Origin of the sequence: Microcoleus sp. Pol12B4, from assembly GCF_036701385.1 — a bacterium.
Taxonomy (GTDB): Bacteria; Cyanobacteriota; Cyanobacteriia; order Cyanobacteriales; family Microcoleaceae; genus Microcoleus.
On the sequence record NZ_JAUBQR010000131.1, the window covers coordinates 1 to 19,222 of the forward strand.

Below are 19,222 nucleotides of genomic sequence, written 5' to 3' on the forward strand. Positions count from 1 at the left end.
CGATGCAGAGCGTTTGACTCCTGTCTGGGATACGGTGATGGATTCGTTAGTTCTGGGTTTGTTTATTAGCGACCCTCGAACGGGGTTCGCACGTCCAGACTAGACAGATTTTCTGGGAAACTTTCAACAACTAATTTTGCTAAGTGTTGGATTGGCAAGCCACCGGTCAGTAAATTTAGAACCAACATTAAACTTTACAACCGCTTTGCCATGAAAATATCTGGCTTGCCAATTCCGTTCGCGTCAGGCATCACTCCGACGATCGCAAAACCCATTTTTTGATAAAATTCGTAGGGATGACCGCGCAAATTTCTAATTTTGGCGACGTGTTCCCAAACGTTAGGATAAAGATCGATGCCTGAAAGAGTTGTTTGATTGTCTTCGTCGTCGGTACCAACCCACAGCACGATCCCTCCCCGGTTTTTAGCTTCTGCTGCCAAATCAGCTACGAGCGATCGACCAATTCCTTGTCCGCGAAATTCTGTTCCCACTACCAGCGGGTGCAGTTCCCAAACATTACCGTCATACTGTTTAATCCCGCCAATCCATCCCAAAACTTGATTGCTGTCGCCGACAGCAATTCGACTGATGCGATCGGCTCCTAAAGATTCTTGCACTTCTTGCAAAGCAGATTTTAGATCGGGCCAAGCATCGGGCCAATGCTCTTTAAAACCTTCAACTATTAATTTAGCTACCTGTTGAATTTTTGGCTCGTCAACCGCACGCAAATCTGTAATTTGTACGTTCATGAATTTACATACTAAATCAAGGATTACGGACTAATACGCTCGCAAACCGGATTTTATAACCGGGGTAAACGACAAAAACGAAGTCAGGACTCACGAGCGCAACATTCGCTACAGCTTGCCCGCTCGCCAGCTTTCATATTTCAGTCTAGGCTAATTTTGCCATAAAATCGGATTTTGCGATCGGGTAAGGGCGATCGATATTCTGTGGAGATAATTTGCGATCGCTAGTTTGCTAGATTTGAGTGTCGTGGCTAATCCTGAAAATGCTACCATAGTATAGTTGAAATGTAAAATTTTTCTCAAAATGTGATCTGCTTAAGTAACTAGATCCTTGACTGCTGGAATAAGTTGGCGAATTGAGCTTGCACCGATGACGCTTTTTCGGTCGATGACCAGTTGCGTATGGGCGTAGCCATCGTGTATAATGCAAAAGTCTTAATATAGAGGTATTTTATGAGCGCAAATAGAATTATCAATACAGGTGGCGGTGCTTATAATGAATCCATTCATGGAAATAATATTAATATTCAAGGCAATCATATAAATATAAGTCAAGATTTATCTCAAGCTGCCACTCAAATCGAGGAACTTTTAACTAAGCTTCAAACCCAGGGATATACACCTGAAAAAGCTCAAGAAGAAGTTACAAATAAATTAGCTAATCAAGCTAATAATGACCCTATTACTAGGAGTAAATTAGCTAAAATAGCTCATTATTTGGGTGAGGCTGCTGCTAATGGATTAATAGGTGAAGCTACTATAGAAATATTTAAAAATGTTGCTAAATTAGCAGGTATTCCACTATTTTAAAGCAAAATAGTTAACGGGGAGCGTGTGAAATTTATAAGTTAAAAGATTAATAATGAGTAAGATCCCCCCAAAAATGTTTTACTATGCTATCGGGCTATCGTTAGTTATTTTGGGTATTACGTTTGCGTGGAATTATACATTGTTTTTCATTCTAATATGCACTGCTATTGCGAGCGCTGTAGTTGGGTGTTCTTTATATATTTTAAAACTACAACTTAAGCAAGAAAGCTTGAGAATTCCTTACGATGAAAATAGTGATGAGGATAGTAACGAGGATAGGATGTATGCTAACAATCGGAATATAGGTACACAGGGTGGTAATTATCACGAACAGATTCAAGGTGATTGTATCAATATACAAGGCAATCAAATATATTTAAATCAGGATTTATCGCAATTTATTGCTCAAATTCAAGAGATATTAAATCAACTTCAAAATCAAGGAGATGATGCCGGAACAGCTAAGAAACAAGTGATTAATCAATTAAAAATTCAAATACGCAGAAATTCTAAAATTAAAGCAAAATTTTTTAGATGGAATAAAAAATTAGGTATTTCTGACACCAGAGTACCTGATGAGAATGAGTTGGCTGAAAGAATCGTAAGTTTTGCCACTGAAGAGTCTCCAAAATATTCCCGACACTCTATTCTGGTTATAGAGGGAAAATACAAGAAACTGTACGAATTACTTGATGCAAGGAAATGGCAAGAGGCTGATGAAGAGACATTAAATATTATATACAACTTAATGCCATCTCGCAGTTATACGTACATAGATATCAATCAAATTCCTCCAAAAGACCTTAGAAAAATCAATCGACTTTGGGTGAAATTTAGTGATGGAAGGTTTGGTCTTAGCGTTCAGAAAAATATTTGGCTTCAAATTTTGAACATCTATAACAGTAACGGGGAAAAATATTGGATTGATGATTCTGTGTACAATGTATTTATCGATCGAGTTGGCTGGAACAGAGAGAGCAACCGTATATATCATGGCGATCTACAATACTCTCTGAATGCACCACAGGGACATTTACCTGCTATCCTGATGTTTCAAGATCCCTATTATTATTCTAGTAGCTCTTCTAACTATTACCATTTGAATACAACTATTTTCAAAGCTCTAATGGATCGTGAATATTACAAAATTTCCTTTATTCCATCATGGCTAGAACATTGGTTAATCGATGAATAAGTTGAGCATGACTTATTCTCCCAGATGACTAAACAAAATAACGGCGATAGTTCGTTTTCAGCGGTTGATTTCCAAAATGAAAAAGTTCTGATCGAGAACTTACGATTAGCCCAACCACCGCCCCAAAATTTAGACATAACGATCGCACAAGTGCCGTACAATTATCCCACCATCCGGCATCAACCAACCTGCTAACCCCATGCTTTGCGATTACCTGGTACAAATCCTCACCGCCCGCGTCTACGATGTTGCTCAAGAAACAGCCCTAGAATCCGCCCCGAATCTATCAGCACGGCTCAACAATAAACTTTTGCTGAAGCGAGAGGATATGCAGTCGGTGTTTTCCTTCAAACTGCGGGGTGCATACAACAAAATGGCGCAACTGTCGCCGGATTTGCTAGCACAAGGCGTCATTGCAGCTTCCGCCGGCAACCACGCCCAAGGAGTCGCCCTCGCCGCCCGCCACCTGGGAACTCGCGCGATCATAGTCATGCCCGTAACGACGCCGCAGGTGAAGGTAAATGCGGTGATAGCCCGTGGTGGAGAGGTAGTCTTGCATGGGGATGCTTACGATGATGCTTACGCCTTTGCGCGCCAATTAGAGGCCGAAAAAGGTATGACTTTTATTCACCCTTTTGATGACCCCTACGTGATTGCTGGACAGGGTACGATCGGCATGGAAATTCTGCGGCAACATCAAAAACCAATTCACGCGATTTTTGTGGCAATTGGCGGCGGCGGATTGATTTCGGGAATTGCGGCCTATGTCAAGCGGTTGCGGCCGGAAATTAAGATTATCGGCGTCGAACCGGTGGATTCCGATGCAATGAATCAATCGCTGAAAGCGGGTAAACGGGTGCGTTTGTCGCAGGTGGGTTTATTTGCTGACGGCGTTGCTGTGCGGGAAGTGGGGGAGGAAACTTTTCGGTTGTGTCAAGAGTATGTGGATGAGATTATTTTGGTGGATACGGATGATGTTTGCGCGGCGATTAAGGATGTTTTTGAAGATACGCGATCGATCTTAGAACCTGCTGGCGCTTTGGCGATCGCAGGTGCGAAAGCTTACGTCGAACGCGAACAAATCGCAGGAGAAACATTAATTGCTGTGGCTTGCGGCGCGAACATGAATTTCGATCGGCTGCGTTTTGTAGCAGAAAGAGCCGAGTTTGGCGAACGCCGCGAAGCCATTTTTGCAGTCACAATTCCCGAACAACCGGGAAGTCTCCGCAGGTTTTGCGAGTGTCTTGGCAAGCGCAATTTAACTGAATTTAGCTATCGAATTGCGGATGAAAAAGAAGCACATATTTTTATCGGTGTACAAATTCAAAACCGTGCCGATGCGGTTAAGATAGCGGCAAGTTTTGAAGATTGTGGCTTCAAGACTTTGGATTTAACTGATGATGAATTAACGAAATTGCACGTGCGGCATATGGTGGGCGGGCGTTCGATGCTGGCCGATCATGAATTGTTTTATCGCTTTGAATTTCCCGAACGTCCGGGTGCGTTGATGAAGTTTGTCGGTTCGATGAGCCCTAACTGGAATATCAGCGTTTTTCACTATCGAAATAATGGCGCCGATTACGGGCGAATTGTGGTGGGAATTCAAGTACCGCCCGATGAGATGCAGGAATGGCAGGCTTTTTTGGATACGCTGGGCTATCAGTATGGGGATGAGAGTCAAAATCCGGCGTATAAGCTATTTTTAAGATAGTTTGGTTTGTGGTCTTGAAACAAATTAATATTTATGAACAGGATCAAAAAAATATTGCCGTTTTTTTTGATGATTTTTGCTGTTGCTGTTGTGGCAGCAGTTGCACATTTTGCGATCGAACAACTTTCCAGCCCAGTCAGTTATTTTCAACCTGTGGATACCAGAGATGGTGCAGAGTTGTACAAAAAAGAACTACCCAACGGAAATCTGGCTTATTTGCAAGTTATTAACGTCCAAAAAATGCAAATAGACCAGCTAATTGGAGAGGTCGATCGGATGGCTTTCAATAAAGGATTGTATTATCAGGGAGAAAACAAATATTACAGTCCTTTCTTTAAGAGCAAGTTATTTTCTGAAGTTACAGGAGAATACAAAAAACTTTACGGTACTGGTGTTTTTTCCGTGATTAACTGTTCTTTTTTTGAACAATACCAACGCAGCACGCAGCTATCTTTTCCTATCAAATTTAACGGTCAAGTTATTACTGGCGGTAACGGCCTCTACGGCCCCGTCAAAAAACCCAAAGATGGGCAGTATAAAAATATTCGATTGAAAGCTTTGGTCTGGAACGATCGAGAAACATATATCACAAATTACGAACCGCAAACCGGAACGCCCTTGAATCAAAAAGAAGTACAAAATGCAGTTGTCACTTACGAATACAAGCACCATCCAGCTAAACTCATATCTAAAAATCCCGCAAATAGGTATCACGTGATCGGTACGCTGGACAAAGATGGTCGCAATGGTAATGAATTGCTGGCAATTATCACAGTTAATGAAGCGACATTAGACGCAGCAGCTAAGTTAATGCGAGAATTCGGAGTGAAAGGGGATATAGTGACGATCGACGGCGGACTCTCAACTTACCTATTCAATCCTAAAGTCGGGGAGATTATGTTGCCTCAATCTAATAATATTGCCACTCGCGAACTGCCGCACTATTTAGGATTTAGGAATAGAAAATCTCAGAGATCTTCACCAAAAATATTGCTGGCTCAACCAGCAGGAAAAGTGCAGGTAGAAGCAAATAAACCTTATTTGATTTTGTGGAGAGACAATATTCAGGATGAGGTCAAGATTGAGCTGTATCAAGAGAATAAGTTGGTTGAAAGCATAGCCAACCGCGCGACTAGCGATGGGGTTTATGAATGGAAACCTAAGATTGCTGTAAAATCAGGGTCTTTGATTCGGATTTCAAGTGTTAAAAATGCCAAGGTGTCTGGGGCTTTGCAGTTGTGATTATTGTTGGCAAAGAAATCTCATTGCGATCGCAAATTCCGCACATCCTCAATACTGAGTCCGGTTGTTTGACCGATCGTTGCATCATGCAGGCGATCGAGCAATTGCCGCGCGATCGCCTGCATGATGCAACTATCGCGCGGCCGTATGATATTCCTTACGTTGAAACTATTTGGTAGTTGCGGGCGATCGCACTTGGGTTTTCTGGTTAGGGCGATCGGGCAAAACCTACAATGCCCACACCTTGCTATAATAAAGAATCTTAACAACTTAACACTAAAGGCTGAGGTTAAAGTCCTGACAATAACTTCACAAGAAACGGATGTAGAGATTCAATAATTTCCCATGGTTCTGGGACAGCGAGGGGAAATTACTATTCCCCAGTTTTTACAAGATTCTCTCAATGTTAATCAGGGAGATATGCTGGTATTACTCCCAATAGGTAATCTGATTGTGATTGCTCCCAAACAAGCTCAAGCTCCCCAATTAATCGATCGGATTGCAACGATTATGGAAAATGAAAATGTGGCTTTGACTGATTTATTGGCTGGTTTAGAAGCCGAGAGAGAGGCGATTTTGCGGGAGAAACAATCTTGATGCGTAGAATATTTGCACAGGAAACTCTAGAGGCAAGCCGATGGAGTTAATCTTCAAGTAGCGTGAATTATGCAATTTTAAATATTTTCGGAAGTGAGTTTAAAAGAAGATATTGCTGAATCCAATTTGCCCAAGGGAACTACTGCAATTATACCTCACTAGGCGATCGCGCACTGATTTTGAAGCTGGATACATGGATAAAGACGATCGCTATGGTGAAAGCATCGTTATCCCTGCTACCGAAAAACTTTGCTTCTTATCTCTGCAATTCGATGGCTTTTTTCACTGTCGTCAAACGACGAAGACCCTCATTTTTCAAAACACCTAAAATTGACAAGCGGTTTTCGTCAATAATCCGGCGTGTGGTGATTCGGTCTGGATAACACCTCATAAACATATTTGTAAAGTGCGAGCCGTAGTGGATATGCTCATCGCTTGAGGGAGCGAAAAGAGGGCGGACACAAGCCTCGAAATTCGGCTCGTGGAAGTAGGCTATAGCAAATCGCTCCCTCGTATTCAGCCTGACTTTATGTGGTGTTGAGAGGAGGTAGCCATTGGTGAGGAATTGCAGAATATCGCCTGGAAACACCGTTAGTACGCTTGGCACAGGCTTCACTAATATCCAGGGTTCCTCATTTTCATACATACCTCCCATACTTTCAGTCGGCAGCCAATTTCTGTTTCTCTTTTCCCCTTCAACTGGTGGACGTATATAGAGGCCACCCACATCATCCTGGGCCGCGATCACCAATAGGCCGTAATCAGTATGTGCACCGATTCCTCTCGTTGATTTTTGAGATAACGCCGGGAATCGCAATACGCGCATATGATGCCAACCATCATTGGTCAATTCCCTCAAAGCGTTAATGTCATCCAGTTCCAAGCCCAGGGCCGTCAGTTTCAGCAATTTCTCGCCGATTGAGCCTAGCTCGTCCATGTATGCTTTCATGCTTTGTTGGTAGTCCTCATCAGGCCAAGGCGCCGGACCATGACAAGGCCATTGCGCTTGTACACGCCTATCATTTAGTGGAACATCTTTGCAAACAGTGAATATCTCGGAATAATCGGACTCCCCAGCGGTGACTTCCTCGCCCGAAGCAATATACCCACTGTAGGTAAGATCGCTAATGAATTGAGATTTCGACTCCAGAGGCATACCAAAGAACCGCCTGCTCGCGGCAAAAGTTCTCTCGCTCTTTCGCTCCTGTATTTTGTTCATCGCCACGTGAAAGATACCGTCCCTTCTCCATGCCTGAATCATCTGGCGAGCTATGTCAATATCGGATTGTATTCCAGTGATACATTCGGGCAGATGAAATATTTGCAAATTAGACACTTCGATTTTCTCTTGGTATTTATGGGTCAGATGTATATAGCAGTTATTGGATAGATGAGGTAGAGATTTCAAATTAAAAAGCTTGAGCAAACTGGGTTTAGGCTTACTCCATCTTTGTGAGAACCGCTATATGTATTTTTATCTATAAATACATATACATAGCTTGCTCACCACCTGTCAAGCCAAAAAAGTTGGAAAAAGCTGGAAAAAGTTGGGTATAGTAACCATTCTATCTCACCATCCCACCTATGGACAGTCCTGAGATATTGCAATTTGTCGATCAAGCTGTTTGCGCCAAGACAGGCAAAAATCTAAATAACTTGCAGCGGGGGATTCTGGCGGGAATACTGAAGCGTCAAAGATATGCTGACGTTGCAGAAACTTATGGTTATAGCTCCCAGCACGTTAAAAAGGCTAGTCACGAACTTTTGCAAATGTTATCTGAGGTGTTTGGTGAACAAGTTAAAAAAAGTAATCTTGAATCCGTCCTAGAACGATATATAAATCAGAATATAACAACTTTGGTTAATAAAAATAATCAAAAATTTATTGGTATTAGCTATATTAACAATTGCCCTAGTCTCTCTACTCCTACCCCAGATCAAAGTCAGCCGGAAACTCCCGACTTGCAGGAGGAAAGCAAAAATCAAACTAAGATTGAAACAATAGATAAATTACGGCAGTTTGGCTTGAGCGACGAGCAAATTGCAGAAGCGCTAGATATACCTTTAGAGCAGGTTAAGCAGATGGACTTCGAGGAGTAAATCTGTGCTATCTCCGAATTTTACTGGATCGGGCGATTCCCTACGGTATAGCTTCGCTTCACGCTCTTAGTTGTTTTGTTATAATCATCGAAGGTTGCCTTGTTGAAGTAAAATAAAATATCTCCAAATATTTTCAGCTATGAACACAAAACTCATTGAATCTTTAGTACAAATCATCCAGAGACTCTCAGAAGAGGAGCAATTGCTAATAAAAGCAAAACTCTTTAATAACATCCCCTATCCTTCTACTGTGGAAATAACCCGGTTAGCCCAAAGCGGAGGAGCATTTCAATTCCTGGACGACGAACCTGATATTTACACCCTTGAAAATAGAGAACCAATTTATTGAAGCTAAAAAGAGGAGATATTGTTTTAGCTGAATTTACCTTTACAGATTTGAGTCATAAAAAGTTACGTCCGGCTTTATGGCTGTGGGCAAGTTCAACCATAGATGAAATTACGATCTGCTTCATTTCTTCGCAAAATGTCACTAGCCTAAGTTTAGATAAATTTGCTTTAAATGCTTCAGATGCCGAATTTCTCAGCACGGGATTAAAAGTATCTTCTAAAGTTAGAGTGACTCGGATTGTCAGTCTTGAACAGAGATTAATACTGAGACGATTGGGCGAGTTAGGAAGTCAGCAAATGCAGGAATTGAATGCAAATATCATACAAGCATTTCGATTAGTATAGCCTTGTTTACTCTTGCTTACTTGCCGGAAACGATCGCACATCTCTGCAATAAAGGTTTCGCCATCAATCGGTGGAGTATGTTCGGACATGGCAACAGCAGCATCTATCTTAACTCGTACAGTATCGATCCACTGGCGATCGGCGCGATCGTACTCATCTAACAATCGCAAAGCAACTTCACAACACAAACTAGAATCATCGTGCAAACTCATAGGCAATATTCGTGATGCGGCCGCGCCAGTAGGGCAATAGCGAGCCATCAGGCAGTTGCCACGCCACCTCACCGGAGAGCGGAATCCGCATACCGTCTCGCAATTCGTAGTCCCAGAAGCGGCCTTGCCAGGGCGCAAACACCAGCCCGCCGTTAACTGTACGGGCGCGGGCCTCGGCGCGGACAGTGGCGATTAGCCCTGCTTCATCAAAGCGGAAATCCAGGGAAACAGTAGTGTCGCCATCCTGTAGCGTTGCTCTGGCGGAAGAATTGTCTATCGCCTCCCAGCGAACACCCTGACTCGGCAGCAGTCTCGTAGGATACCAAGCAGCCTCCGCGAAAAAGCGCATCAGTTCCCCAAGTGCTGCTTCTGGAGTGCCGCGGATATCCGCCAGAGTCACCAGGCCCAGCAGCGCTGCATGGAGGATGCCTTCGCCAGTAATGTAGGCATCATGAACGAACGCATTGATACCGGGCATCATCGCAATTCGCCCGTCCCAGTCAAAGCCAGGGCGCTGAGTAATTACGAGTTGAGTTGAGGTGAGGTGAAGGCGCTCCATTTTTCTGCGGTTTCGCTCATGTTAAACGTGCCTTCGTGGGAAACCCGCGCTGCTGCAATTAGCGGTTGTCCATCCTCGATCACCGCGCGAAAGTAGCGCTGCACGGGCTGGGGTAAATCGGCGATTTCCCGCGCATCAAATGTGAGAGGTTTAATCGGCAAGCGTGCAGCTTCCAGATTCGCTCGCAGTTCCTTGGTACCGAGATGCCAGCGGTATGCTCCAAGGGCGATCGCCCCAACAATGCCAACTACAAGCGCGAGGATAATTAGTACGATCTGCGATCGGCACATGGTGGTTCCTCTTGATACCTAAAAACGAGTTAATCAAGCGCGAGTCTTAAACCCATCTACCCACTACAACTCTCAGCGTTCCATCTGCCAAAGTTTCCTCTTCTTCAACATTAAAACCCTCTGAATGCACGGCCGCCATCAAACTTTTTCGCGCGTATTTTTGACTAATTGAATTGACAAATTCCTGCTGGTTAATTCGAGCGCCCCAAAAATCCGCTACCAATTCGTAATCCTCTCCGCTGCGGCGAAAACCCAAATCGTAACCATTGGATTGCCGAATCACGTACTCGGCATTAGTTTTGTCACCCCGATAACCCCGTACCTGCACATTGCACTCTACTTGATAACCCAACTCTTCCAACACTTGATGCAGCAGTTCGCCGTTCTTGATCTGAACCTTGATCGTTGTGAAGTGTGACATATCACTTTCGGATTTTTGTGTGAAACGCTGATTTGATTATAATACTATAAACTCCAACCGTCAATCAGTTAGAAGTTGCGCTCTTAAACGCGGTTTGAGCGTCACCGAAAGCAGCCAGGTTACAAGCCCCCTGATTCATAGGTTCAGAAAATTACAACTGAGTATCCGATAACAATTACCCCGATTTATCCGTGCGTAAGTTCGCTTTTTTTACTCATCCAATTATTCAATCTAAAATCCAAAATCTAAAATCTAAAATCGTATGATGACAGACAATTCTAACCAACCCAGAGAATATGATGCCGTCCTCGGCGGTCAAAGTCAAATCCCGATCGCCGGCGCAGTTTTGGGAGGCATCGCCGGAGTCAACCAGCGCTTCAACAGTCCTAGTATCGAGTCGCGGATTGCCGCTGTTAAAGATGCTCCTAAATACGGAGGCGCTGGTTTAAATTTAGCAATTGAGGCGCTGCTTGACCCCGTAACAGAAGTGCAGCGAGTTGCTTATTTAATTTTGCGAGCGAGGACAGAACCTCTAGTGCGCCAAGCTTTAAAAGACTTCGTGCCCTACAAGCTTTTTGACTGCATCCGGAGTGTAAAAACTGGGACAAATGTTGCGATTAGTCCCGGAGGATATCGCACGGCGAGTTTGCACGGGAAAATAATTAGAATTTGCGATGTAGAGACAGGAGAAATACTCTATACTGTTGAGAAGTATCCCCGCGCTCAAGAAACTTTTGTCCTTTGCCAAGAAAGCGAAGTTTTTGTGAGGAGCAGAAATATTCCGAAACACCGCGCGATCGAAATTTGGGAAGGAGGAGAATTGCAGCATACTTCCCTCGGACATGAAGGGGAAATTAGCGCAATTGTCATCAGTCCCGACAGTCAAGTTATCGCCACAGGTTCGGCAGATACTACTATCAAAATTTGGAATTTAGAGACGGGAAAGTTAATGTGTACTTTTGGCAGTCATTTAACTTGGGGATCTCATAAAGCAGGAATTGTTAGTCTTGCTTTCAGCCCGATCGCACAAACTCTCGCTAGCAGCAGTTCTGATGGTACAATTAAGCTGTGGAACCTCCGCAGCAGAGAAGGCTTCCAAACAATTAAAGGTTACGCGAATTGTCTGGCTTTAAGCCCAGACGGGCAGACTTTGGCTACTGGGGGCTGGGACAGAAATATTCAACTCCGGCAGCTATCGAATCCAGATAGTTCAATCACTTTGGCAGGGCATTTTAACTCGATAAATGCGATCGCCTTTAGTGCCGACGAACTGACTGTTGTCAGTGCTAGTGCCGATGGTAATATCAAATTTTGGAAAGCCAGTACGGGCGAAAATTTTTACACTCTCAGCGGACATCAAAGCTCTGTTACTTGTCTTACTTTTAGCAGCGATGGTGAAACTATTATCAGTGGTAGTATAGACAAAACTGTCAAAATTTGGGGAGTTAATTGAAGGAAGTTCGGCAACGGATTCGCTCGACGGATGTAGCGGATGGAACAAATAGGGAATAGAGAATAGGGAATAGGGAATAGGGCAGAAGGCTGAAGGCTGAAAGAAGATGGAATCGACCTCATGATTTCCACCAATTAAGTACCTCCTAACCATTCAGGCGCTGCCTATATTTCAATTTTCGCGCAATTTTCGCGGTTCCCTCTTCCTCGGTGCGTGAATCTACGCAAAACCATATAATAAATTTACAATCTCAGTTCTTGTGCGAGCCGAAGATTGGGGAACTTCTTTTTGCAATACTACAAATAGTTACCGTGAAAATACCGACTGGCAGGCATTATTCAGCTTATTATTAATTTGTGAACTGTCGCCCAAAAGCCTGAGCTAGCCACGATTTCTGAATCCTTTAAAGTAGCTTTAATATATCGCATCTTAGTCGGATGAGTATTCCTGCTAATTGTAATATTTGACTTAAAAAGTTTATGCTTAAAAGATAGGCTGGGGTTAAATATACAGTGCGCCCTAGAGTAACCATGTCACACTGCAACCAATCCATCTGTCGTTCCCGCAATCTCGCAGAAATGTGCGATACTGCTGCCAGTTGGCAGCAAAAAGCCGATCGACTAACGGTAGAATTAAACACCACCCAGGAACTGCTTCACGCAGAAATCGATCGGCTCAAACAAGCCAACGAAACCCTTCACGCCGCTGTCAGTTGTGCCCCAATTTTCCTGTGGGCAACAGACAGAGAAGGCAAGTTGACCCTTGCAGCAGGAAAAGGATTAGAAAAATTGGGACTCAAACCCGGTGCAACTGTCGGGCTTTCGATTTTTGAAGTTTACAGCAGCCAGCCAGATATCTTAGAAAATATTGCCGAGGTACTAGCAGGAAACGATCGCACTTGGAACGTCCGAGAGAGGCATTTTATTCACGAAATTCGATCGGCACCGCTGCGAGATGGAAACGGCGAAGTAGTTGGGGCAGTGGGTGTTTCTACTGAAATTAGCGAGCGCGAGCAGTTGATCGCAACTCTGGAGACGGCAAATCAAGAATTAGAAGAGAGACTTCAGCAGCAGACGAAATTCTTCAATGCAGCACTTGCCGAAAGCGAAAAAAAGTACCATAACCTCGTAGAAACCTCCCAAGAATTGATTTGGTCTATCGATATTGAAGGCCTCTTGACTTTTGTCAATTCCGCCGCCAAACGCATCTACGGTTACGAACCGGCAGAAATGATCGGACGCCGCTTCACCGATTTTTTAGTTCCATATCAAGGAAGTAGACCAAGAGAAATATTTGCTCAACTTTTAGCCAGAACCAAAATTCAGCCACAAACCGCTAATTATCCTTACGAAACAGTACACATTCGTAAAGACGGTACTCCCGTCCACCTGCGTGTCAACAGCATCGTCAACCAAGCTGAAAACGGCGCTATTTTAGGCTTGTGCGGAACGGCGACAGATATTAGCGATCACAAGCGATCGGAAGAAGCACTCCAACAAGCTACAGACCAACTTCGCGCCGTTTTGGATGCCGTACCGGGACTGATTTCTTGGATCAGTTCAGATTTGCGGTATATTGGAGTCAACCAGCACTTAGCAACCTCATTCAACCTATCTCCTGAAAGCTTTGTCGGTCAAGAAATAAACTTTCTCGAGAAAGGCTCGACTTTTGGAGAACTGATCCGAATTTTTTTTGAGAGTTCATCTCAGCAAACCTGGCAAGAAATAGACATTGAAATTAACGGTTTAGTCCACAACTATTTGATAGTAGCTCAGAAATATCATCAGGGAACTGCTGCGGTTTCCGTAGGAATAGACATTACCGACCGCAAGCGTGCAGAAGCTCTAAAAAACCAATTGATATGCTCGCTGCAAGAATCAGAACACAAATTTCGTAGCCTTTATGAAGCCACCAGCGACGCAGTAATGTTGCTTGACGAAAAGGAGTTTTTTGACTGCAACCCCGCTACCTTAAAAATATTTGGCTGTAGCAACACAAAAGAATTTTACGGCAAGAAATTGAGCGACTTTTCCCCACAATTTCAGCCTAGTGGACAAGACTCATCCAGTCTAGCAATACAGAGAATATCGGCAGCAATGCAAACAGGTAGCTGTCGCTTTGACTGGGTACACAAACGACTCGACGGTTCAGAATTTTCCGCAGAAGTTCTGTTAAACGCAATGGAAATTAACGGGCAAAAATTTCTCCAAGCTGTAGTACGCGACATTACTGAGCGCAAACGGGATGAGGATCAAATCAAAGCCTCCCTCGCCGAAAAAGAAGTCCTTCTCCAAGAAATTCACCACCGCGTCAAAAACAACCTCCAAGTTATTTCTAGCCTGCTGAAACTTCAGTCTCGCTACATTCAAGACAGCCGCGTTAGTGAAATGTTAAAAGAAAGTCAAAACCGAGTCAGATCAATGGCTCTGGTTCACGAACAATTATATCACTCCAAAGACTGGTCAAACATTGATTTTGCTGAATATATCCAAAATCTCGCACACAATTTATTCCAAGCTTATGAAATTCATGCAGAAGGCGTTAAGTTGCAAACAAATATTGCGCCGTGTTCTCTTAATATTGATACGGCAGTTCCTTGCGGGTTAATTATCAACGAGCTTGTGACAAATGCTCTCAAATATGCTTTTAAAGGGCAAATTAAAGGTAAAATTAACATAGATTTCACTTTGGAAAAAAATCGACTTTGCGTGCTAACCGTGAGCGACAGCGGAATTGGTTTTCCTCAAGACTTAGATTATCGAAAAGCCCGAACGTTGGGTTTGCGACTCGTCGGGTCTTTAGTCAAGCAAATCCGGGGGGGAATAGAACTGTTAGAAACTGCTGGCACAACTTTTAGAATAACCTTTTGTCAACCTAAATTGCACTCTGAGGAAAAAAATTAGTGTCTTACAAAAAAATTCTGATAGTTGAAGACGAGAGCATCATTGCGGAAGACATTTCCGACAGTTTGATATCTCTAGGATATAGAATAACTGGCATGGTCTATTCGGGAGAAGAAGCGATTGAATCGGCAGCTAAGTTGCGCCCGGATTTAGTTTTAATGGATCTTAACCTGCAAGGAGAAATCGACGGCATTACAGCAGCAGAAGAAATTCGCTTGCGCTTTCAAATTCCCGTAGTTTATCTGACAGCTTATGCCGATGAAACTACTTTGCGACGAGTTAATAGTACAAAACCGTTCGGCTATATTGTCAAGCCATTTGAAGAAAAAAACTTGCACACAACTATTCAACTGGCACTCTACCGACATCAGTATGACAGCTTGACGAACCTGCCGAATCGTTCATTTTTGCGAGAAAAGTTAAGTCGAGTATTAGATGGTCAAAAAGAATTGTCAGGATTCGTTCCAGTTATCACGCTTAGCTTAGATAAAATCAACCGCATTAACAGTACCTGGGGCCACGATATCGGCGACTCAGTGCTTTGCACCATCGCCCAGCGGCTAAATAACTGCATGAAAAACATTAATATTGTTGCTCGTTTGGAAGCGGCAGAATTCGCGCTGATTCTTAAACCAGTTGCAGAAAAACAGGATGTGGCAAAGATTGCTCAAAACATTTTAGATCTTGTATCCCAAGGTATGATTGTCAAAGATTGTGAAGTCTATGTCACTGCTAGTATGGGTATCTGCTTGTATCCCGGTGACGGCATCGACGGAGATGAAATGCTGAAAAATGCTTATATAGCAATGTATCAATCTCAGCAGAAAGGCGGCAATACTTATCATTTTTATACGGCAAAGAATGCTAATTTGTTCATCAATACACTTCTTCAAGAAACTTGCTTGCGCCATGCTTTAAAAAGCTCAGAGTTTGAAATTTACTATCAGCCGCAAATAGAAATTAAAACAGGTAAAATTATTGGGGCTGAAGCTTTGCTCCGCTGGAATCATCCAGAGCGGGGGCGAGTTTCCCCAGGGGAATTTATTCCCATGGCTGAAGAAATGGGCTTGATTGCACCGTTGGGTGAATGGGTATTAGAGACTGCTTGCAGGCAAACTAAAACATGGCAAAGAGCAGGTTTACCACCCCTCCGAGTGGCAGTTAACGTATCCGCCCGTCAATTCGAGCGCAAAAATTTCACGGAAAGAGTCAGGGAGATATTAACAGAAAGTGGTCTCGATCCCAAGTGTTTGGAATTAGAACTGACCGAAAGTCTGGTTTTGCAAGACGAAATTGCAGCATCTAAAGCTTTTACGGTGTGGAAAGATCAGGGGATTAGGATAGCAATTGATGATTTTGGAACGGGATATTCTTCTTTGAGTTATCCCAAACTCTTTCCGTTTGATGCGATAAAAATAGACAAGAGTTTTATTCGCGACATTGCAGACGATCGCCAAAATGCAGCGATAACAATAGCGATTATTCAAATGGCACACTGCATGAACATGACGGTGGTTGCTGAGGGGGTAGAAAATAAGCAAGAACTTGATTTTTTGTGCGAACACGAATGCGACGAAATTCAAGGCTATCTTTTCAGTCAGGCTTTACCAAGGGCTGAGTTTGAAGCGCTGCTGAAAAGCCATAAGTCCTGGGATTTATGCTTGAGGAAGCAGGAAGTTCGGCAACGGATTCGCTAAGGGAAGAAGGAAGTTCGGCAACGAGCACTGTACAAGATGTAACGGATGTCAGGAAGAAGGAAGAGGGAAGAGTGTCAGCAAATAACATCCTAATCGTCTTAGTCGTTGCTAAACAATAGAATAATGGGGAAGCGGTAGTTGGTAATTGGTAATTGGTAATTTTGCCTAAAGATTAATGACTGATGACTAATTTAAAAGATACGATCGCCCAACCAACTTCCCAGCCACAGCCCGAAACCCGAAGTAGCCACAAACAGGAGAACCGTGTAAAGCCCGCTGCTAGTGTGGATCAACCTTTCTGCGGCTACCATTCGCGCCACAACTCCAGCAATAATGCCGATCGCAGCCCAAGCCCCATAAACAGTCTTAGACCCGGCGATAGCTAAGGCTTGGACGATCGCCCCCGATCCCGCCCCAGCAAAAGCCCCAGCCCACGCCCCAATCCCCAGCCCGATCGCACCAGAGAGCCCAACGGGGCCGCCAGAATTCCCACCTACTTCCGCCGCCAGCCCGCACATCAAGCCAACAACCCCCCAACAGACGGCCGCCACCAACGCCTTGACCCAATTGCCAGAAACTGTTCCAGCCATCAATCCCACCACTGTCAGCACTCCCGCGACCGCCAAAACAGCAGCCACAGCCCGCGACTCGGCCTCGGAACTGGCGATCGCCCCCAATCCAGCTCCAACGGCGCCCCAAGCCGCCCCTGTTACCCTTCCTCCCGCCTGAAAACCGGCGATCGACCCCCCCACCGCCCCAGCCAAAACTAAGGCCGCCAGCCACACCCTAGGCGTTGCTGAACCCTCCGCCAGCAAAATCGCGGCCCACAGCCAATCTGCACCGCAGATTAAAGCCCACATCCACAGCGGGGCGGCTGATACAGTCAAAATCCAACCGGTCAAAGCGTAACTCGCTACAGCTATTGCCAGCGGCCACCAAGGGAAGCTTGAATAGTGCTGAGATGGCCGCACTTCCCTCGGCGCGCTTCGCGGTTTTGAGTATTGAGTTGAAAATTCTGTTTTCCTTTTCGAGGCAAGCTTTCGATAGTTTTGAGATGGCCGTGCTTCCCTCGCAACGATTCGCCCTGGTTGCTTTGTGCCCCGCCACGCTTGGCGATTGTGAGTGGTAAATAGTTTCTTGCTTGAAGAGTTTTTGTGAGTGAGAAATTTTTTGGAGGCGGCTTTTGGGCGGGTTTGACGGCGCTGGGAACCAGGCCTGGCGGCTGATTTTCCAGAACGCCTTCTCAGCGGCTTTTCCGGCGCAGGGGGCGGTGGCTGCTGAAACTGTTTTTCGATCGACCTCGATGATTCAGGCTGACTCAGAAACAACACCAACTGCTGGTAAGCTTGATTAATTTCTGTTAATCGTTGTTGAGCTTTTTGTTGCAGGCGGTCGTTGTTGGCAAACCGATCGGGATGCCACACAAACGCTAAATCCCTGTAAGCGCGCTTAATTTCTTCTAAGGAAGCTCCCGGATCAATTTCGAGGATTTCGTAGCATCGGTTAATGTCACCCATAGGCTTCGATCGGCAGTTGTTGGTAAATTTGCGTGAAGCGAAGCTATCCCGCAGGGAATCGTACTTAACATCTTCTACTATTCTCAGCCAAGCTGCACAGTCAAGCGATTTGATATTTGAGATTTGAGATTGGGACTTACGCATCACAACCTTCTGAAACCGGGTTTTTTACCGTTTCTGCGAGGTGTAACGCACTATGATGCAACAAGCCCGGTTTCTGACCACCCGTGGGTTTACCGCTTGCGAGTCATAGAAGATAACATCCAAGATTTCTCTCTTTGACTGAGTACGCGGTCTGGTTTTCTTGTTTCGTGGTAATAATGGCTCGATGAGTTCCCACTCTTTATCGCTTAAGCTGCGGGAGTACGACATTTTTTCTGATCTTAGCTCATCATCACAGATTCCCAATGGGTTCTATAAGATTTACAGCTATTTAGGTGTACCTCACCAAACCGTGAATTGCTATATACTGGAGAAGACAATTCGCCCTCAAAAGCCAATGTCAGAATTGCACTATTGAACTCAGAATAAATGGCTCATGCTTCCTTTTGCATCTCGTATTGTATGCCAAACTTTATTTTTATTGAGTCTGTTAGATATCCCAGCCACAGCAACCTAAGCCTGGATTGGGGCTGGACGAATTACTGATGCTATTGGACAAGGAGGCTCGGTTAAACTGAAACTATAAATTTACGGCAATAATGTCCGCTCAATATACGGGTTTTATATGAATGGTACTCTCTATGAGAGAACGATTAGCACAAAATTGGATCGTTGGCGGTTGAGACAGTGTTCACAAGATTTGTCTGTAACTTTAAACCGAATCCCACTCAAGCCAACAATTTTATATGGACTGAGCCACCTAAATAAATAAATAATAGAAATATATAATGAACACTATCAGATATCGTCCCGCAATATGTATTGGCTTAGTAACCGCTTGGAGCTTGTTTTACTGTGCAGTATCTAGCAACTTACCTATGCTCAATAAAATGGAACTCGACATCCAGGATCATCTAATAAGACTGCATAAGCCAGGGCTTATGCCAAAAGAAATTCTACTGCTTAAGATC

General features: G+C 44.2%; 22 protein-coding genes. 13 read left to right on the forward strand and 9 right to left on the reverse strand.

Features of this window, described 5'->3' with window-relative positions:
* Nucleotides 1–194: 194 nt before the first annotated feature.
* Together QUA38_RS18005 and QUA38_RS18010 are read right to left on the reverse strand one after the other, a co-directional pair.
* Nucleotides 195–749 carry a GNAT family N-acetyltransferase gene (locus tag QUA38_RS18005; RefSeq protein WP_333164038.1) on the reverse strand — a complete coding sequence of 185 codons (555 nt, stop codon included), beginning with the start codon at nucleotides 747–749 and terminating at the stop codon, nucleotides 195–197.
* Between the two features lie 150 nt (nucleotides 750–899).
* Nucleotides 900–1,022, reverse strand: a complete 123-nt coding sequence (locus QUA38_RS18010) for a hypothetical protein (protein WP_333164041.1) — start codon at nucleotides 1,020–1,022, stop codon at nucleotides 900–902.
* A gap of 180 nt (nucleotides 1,023–1,202) precedes the next feature.
* Between QUA38_RS18010 and QUA38_RS18015 the strand changes: the two genes are divergently transcribed.
* The 7 genes from QUA38_RS18015 to QUA38_RS18045 all read left to right on the forward strand — a co-directional run bounded on the left by QUA38_RS18015 (nucleotide 1,203) and on the right by QUA38_RS18045 (nucleotide 6,304).
* Entirely contained in the window at nucleotides 1,203–1,559 is a 357-nt protein-coding gene (locus QUA38_RS18015; RefSeq protein ID WP_333164045.1) for a hypothetical protein, read from the forward strand.
* A 52-nt stretch (nucleotides 1,560–1,611) separates the two neighbouring features.
* The gene (locus QUA38_RS18020) at nucleotides 1,612–2,754 is read left to right on the forward strand and encodes a GUN4 domain-containing protein (RefSeq protein WP_333164047.1); all 1,143 of its coding nucleotides are present in this window, start codon (nucleotides 1,612–1,614) and stop codon (nucleotides 2,752–2,754) included.
* A 24-nt stretch (nucleotides 2,755–2,778) separates the two neighbouring features.
* Nucleotides 2,779–2,949: a hypothetical protein gene (locus tag QUA38_RS18025; RefSeq protein WP_333164050.1), complete on the forward strand. Its 171-nt coding sequence runs from the start codon at nucleotides 2,779–2,781 to the stop codon at nucleotides 2,947–2,949.
* Between the two features lie 4 nt (nucleotides 2,950–2,953).
* A complete protein-coding gene (gene ilvA, locus QUA38_RS18030) occupies nucleotides 2,954–4,465 on the forward strand; it encodes a threonine ammonia-lyase, biosynthetic (protein ID WP_333164052.1) in 1,512 nt (503 codons plus the stop codon).
* 33 nt (nucleotides 4,466–4,498) lie between these two features.
* Entirely contained in the window at nucleotides 4,499–5,707 is a 1,209-nt protein-coding gene (locus tag QUA38_RS18035; protein ID WP_333164054.1) for a hypothetical protein, read from the forward strand.
* A complete protein-coding gene (locus tag QUA38_RS18040) occupies nucleotides 5,704–5,886 on the forward strand; it encodes a hypothetical protein (protein WP_333164056.1) in 183 nt (60 codons plus the stop codon). Before QUA38_RS18035 ends, QUA38_RS18040 begins: the two co-directional genes overlap by 4 nt.
* Nucleotides 5,887–6,052: 166 nt before the next feature.
* Nucleotides 6,053–6,304: an AbrB/MazE/SpoVT family DNA-binding domain-containing protein gene (locus QUA38_RS18045; protein WP_333164058.1), complete on the forward strand. Its 252-nt coding sequence runs from the start codon at nucleotides 6,053–6,055 to the stop codon at nucleotides 6,302–6,304.
* Between the two features lie 256 nt (nucleotides 6,305–6,560).
* Here the strand turns inward: QUA38_RS18045 and QUA38_RS18050 are convergent, their stop codons facing one another.
* Entirely contained in the window at nucleotides 6,561–7,640 is a 1,080-nt protein-coding gene (locus tag QUA38_RS18050; protein ID WP_333164061.1) for a 2-oxoglutarate and iron-dependent oxygenase domain-containing protein, read from the reverse strand.
* Between the two features lie 248 nt (nucleotides 7,641–7,888).
* On the opposite strand from QUA38_RS18050, the gene QUA38_RS18055 reads away from it, so the two are divergent.
* The 3 genes from QUA38_RS18055 (at nucleotide 7,889) to QUA38_RS18065 (ending at nucleotide 9,097) form a co-directional block, all read left to right on the forward strand.
* On the forward strand, nucleotides 7,889–8,404 hold the full coding sequence (locus QUA38_RS18055) for a hypothetical protein (RefSeq protein ID WP_333164063.1): 516 nt from the start codon (nucleotides 7,889–7,891) through the stop codon (nucleotides 8,402–8,404).
* Between the two features lie 139 nt (nucleotides 8,405–8,543).
* Nucleotides 8,544–8,753 carry a hypothetical protein gene (locus QUA38_RS18060; protein ID WP_333164066.1) on the forward strand — a complete coding sequence of 70 codons (210 nt, stop codon included), beginning with the start codon at nucleotides 8,544–8,546 and terminating at the stop codon, nucleotides 8,751–8,753.
* A gap of 47 nt (nucleotides 8,754–8,800) precedes the next feature.
* Nucleotides 8,801–9,097, forward strand: coding sequence for a type II toxin-antitoxin system PemK/MazF family toxin (locus QUA38_RS18065; RefSeq protein WP_333164085.1), 297 nt, complete (start codon nucleotides 8,801–8,803; stop codon nucleotides 9,095–9,097).
* Here the strand turns inward: QUA38_RS18065 and QUA38_RS18070 are convergent.
* From QUA38_RS18070 to QUA38_RS18085, 4 genes are read right to left on the reverse strand one after another with little or no spacing between them, the layout of a single operon-like run.
* On the reverse strand, nucleotides 9,043–9,309 hold the full coding sequence (locus tag QUA38_RS18070) for a hypothetical protein (RefSeq protein WP_333164088.1): 267 nt from the start codon (nucleotides 9,307–9,309) through the stop codon (nucleotides 9,043–9,045). The genes QUA38_RS18065 and QUA38_RS18070 overlap by 55 nt on opposite strands.
* Nucleotides 9,293–9,790 carry a DUF6920 family protein gene (locus tag QUA38_RS18075; RefSeq protein ID WP_445305069.1) on the reverse strand — a complete coding sequence of 166 codons (498 nt, stop codon included), beginning with the start codon at nucleotides 9,788–9,790 and terminating at the stop codon, nucleotides 9,293–9,295. The genes QUA38_RS18070 and QUA38_RS18075 overlap by 17 nt, the downstream gene beginning before the upstream one ends.
* Before the next feature lie 41 nt (nucleotides 9,791–9,831).
* The gene (locus QUA38_RS18080; RefSeq protein ID WP_333164070.1) at nucleotides 9,832–10,158 is read right to left on the reverse strand and encodes a DUF6544 family protein; all 327 of its coding nucleotides are present in this window, start codon (nucleotides 10,156–10,158) and stop codon (nucleotides 9,832–9,834) included.
* Nucleotides 10,159–10,204: 46 nt separating this feature from the next.
* Nucleotides 10,205–10,579, reverse strand: coding sequence for a DUF1257 domain-containing protein (locus tag QUA38_RS18085; RefSeq protein ID WP_333164072.1), 375 nt, complete (start codon nucleotides 10,577–10,579; stop codon nucleotides 10,205–10,207).
* A gap of 262 nt (nucleotides 10,580–10,841) precedes the next feature.
* Between QUA38_RS18085 and QUA38_RS18090 the strand changes: the two genes are divergently transcribed.
* From QUA38_RS18090 to QUA38_RS18100, 3 genes are all read left to right on the forward strand, one after another.
* Nucleotides 10,842–12,032, forward strand: a complete 1,191-nt coding sequence (locus QUA38_RS18090; protein ID WP_333164075.1) for a WD40 repeat domain-containing protein — start codon at nucleotides 10,842–10,844, stop codon at nucleotides 12,030–12,032.
* Nucleotides 12,033–12,562: 530 nt separating this feature from the next.
* Entirely contained in the window at nucleotides 12,563–14,935 is a 2,373-nt protein-coding gene (locus QUA38_RS18095; RefSeq protein WP_333164077.1) for a PAS domain S-box protein, read from the forward strand.
* Nucleotides 14,935–16,632, forward strand: coding sequence for an EAL domain-containing protein (locus QUA38_RS18100; RefSeq protein ID WP_333164080.1), 1,698 nt, complete (start codon nucleotides 14,935–14,937; stop codon nucleotides 16,630–16,632). The genes QUA38_RS18095 and QUA38_RS18100 overlap by 1 nt, the downstream gene beginning before the upstream one ends.
* Nucleotides 16,633–16,823: 191 nt before the next feature.
* On the opposite strand, the gene QUA38_RS18105 is transcribed toward QUA38_RS18100, so the two are convergent.
* Both QUA38_RS18105 and QUA38_RS29410 read right to left on the reverse strand, forming a co-directional pair.
* Entirely contained in the window at nucleotides 16,824–18,293 is a 1,470-nt protein-coding gene (locus tag QUA38_RS18105) for a J domain-containing protein (RefSeq protein ID WP_333164082.1), read from the reverse strand.
* 24 nt (nucleotides 18,294–18,317) lie between these two features.
* Entirely contained in the window at nucleotides 18,318–18,521 is a 204-nt protein-coding gene (locus QUA38_RS29410) for a transposase (RefSeq protein WP_445243221.1), read from the reverse strand.
* Nucleotides 18,522–19,222: the final 701 nt, after the last annotated feature.

Excerpts from the sequence above, each read along its gene's own strand:
- QUA38_RS18085 (WP_333164072.1), bottom strand. The coding sequence starts at position 10,579 with ATGTCACACTTCACAACGATCAAGGTTCAGATCAAGAACGGCGAACTG.
- QUA38_RS18045 (WP_333164058.1), top strand. The coding sequence starts at position 6,053 with ATGGTTCTGGGACAGCGAGGGGAAATTACTATTCCCCAGTTTTTACAA.
- QUA38_RS18090 (WP_333164075.1), top strand. The coding sequence starts at position 10,842 with ATGATGACAGACAATTCTAACCAACCCAGAGAATATGATGCCGTCCTC.
- QUA38_RS18095 (WP_333164077.1), top strand. The coding sequence starts at position 12,563 with ATGTCACACTGCAACCAATCCATCTGTCGTTCCCGCAATCTCGCAGAA.
- QUA38_RS29410 (WP_445243221.1), bottom strand. The coding sequence starts at position 18,521 with ATGTCGTACTCCCGCAGCTTAAGCGATAAAGAGTGGGAACTCATCGAG.
- QUA38_RS18005 (WP_333164038.1), bottom strand. The coding sequence starts at position 749 with ATGAACGTACAAATTACAGATTTGCGTGCGGTTGACGAGCCAAAAATT.
- QUA38_RS18070 (WP_333164088.1), bottom strand. The coding sequence starts at position 9,309 with ATGAGTTTGCACGATGATTCTAGTTTGTGTTGTGAAGTTGCTTTGCGA.
- QUA38_RS18025 (WP_333164050.1), top strand. The coding sequence starts at position 2,779 with ATGACTAAACAAAATAACGGCGATAGTTCGTTTTCAGCGGTTGATTTC.
- QUA38_RS18060 (WP_333164066.1), top strand. The coding sequence starts at position 8,544 with ATGAACACAAAACTCATTGAATCTTTAGTACAAATCATCCAGAGACTC.
- QUA38_RS18010 (WP_333164041.1), bottom strand. The coding sequence starts at position 1,022 with ATGGTAGCATTTTCAGGATTAGCCACGACACTCAAATCTAGCAAACTA.
- QUA38_RS18035 (WP_333164054.1), top strand. The coding sequence starts at position 4,499 with ATGAACAGGATCAAAAAAATATTGCCGTTTTTTTTGATGATTTTTGCT.
- QUA38_RS18075 (WP_445305069.1), bottom strand. The coding sequence starts at position 9,790 with ATGATGCCCGGTATCAATGCGTTCGTTCATGATGCCTACATTACTGGC.
- QUA38_RS18080 (WP_333164070.1), bottom strand. The coding sequence starts at position 10,158 with ATGTGCCGATCGCAGATCGTACTAATTATCCTCGCGCTTGTAGTTGGC.
- QUA38_RS18020 (WP_333164047.1), top strand. The coding sequence starts at position 1,612 with ATGAGTAAGATCCCCCCAAAAATGTTTTACTATGCTATCGGGCTATCG.
- QUA38_RS18105 (WP_333164082.1), bottom strand. The coding sequence starts at position 18,293 with ATGCGTAAGTCCCAATCTCAAATCTCAAATATCAAATCGCTTGACTGT.
- QUA38_RS18015 (WP_333164045.1), top strand. The coding sequence starts at position 1,203 with ATGAGCGCAAATAGAATTATCAATACAGGTGGCGGTGCTTATAATGAA.
- ilvA (WP_333164052.1), top strand. The coding sequence starts at position 2,954 with ATGCTTTGCGATTACCTGGTACAAATCCTCACCGCCCGCGTCTACGAT.
- QUA38_RS18055 (WP_333164063.1), top strand. The coding sequence starts at position 7,889 with ATGGACAGTCCTGAGATATTGCAATTTGTCGATCAAGCTGTTTGCGCC.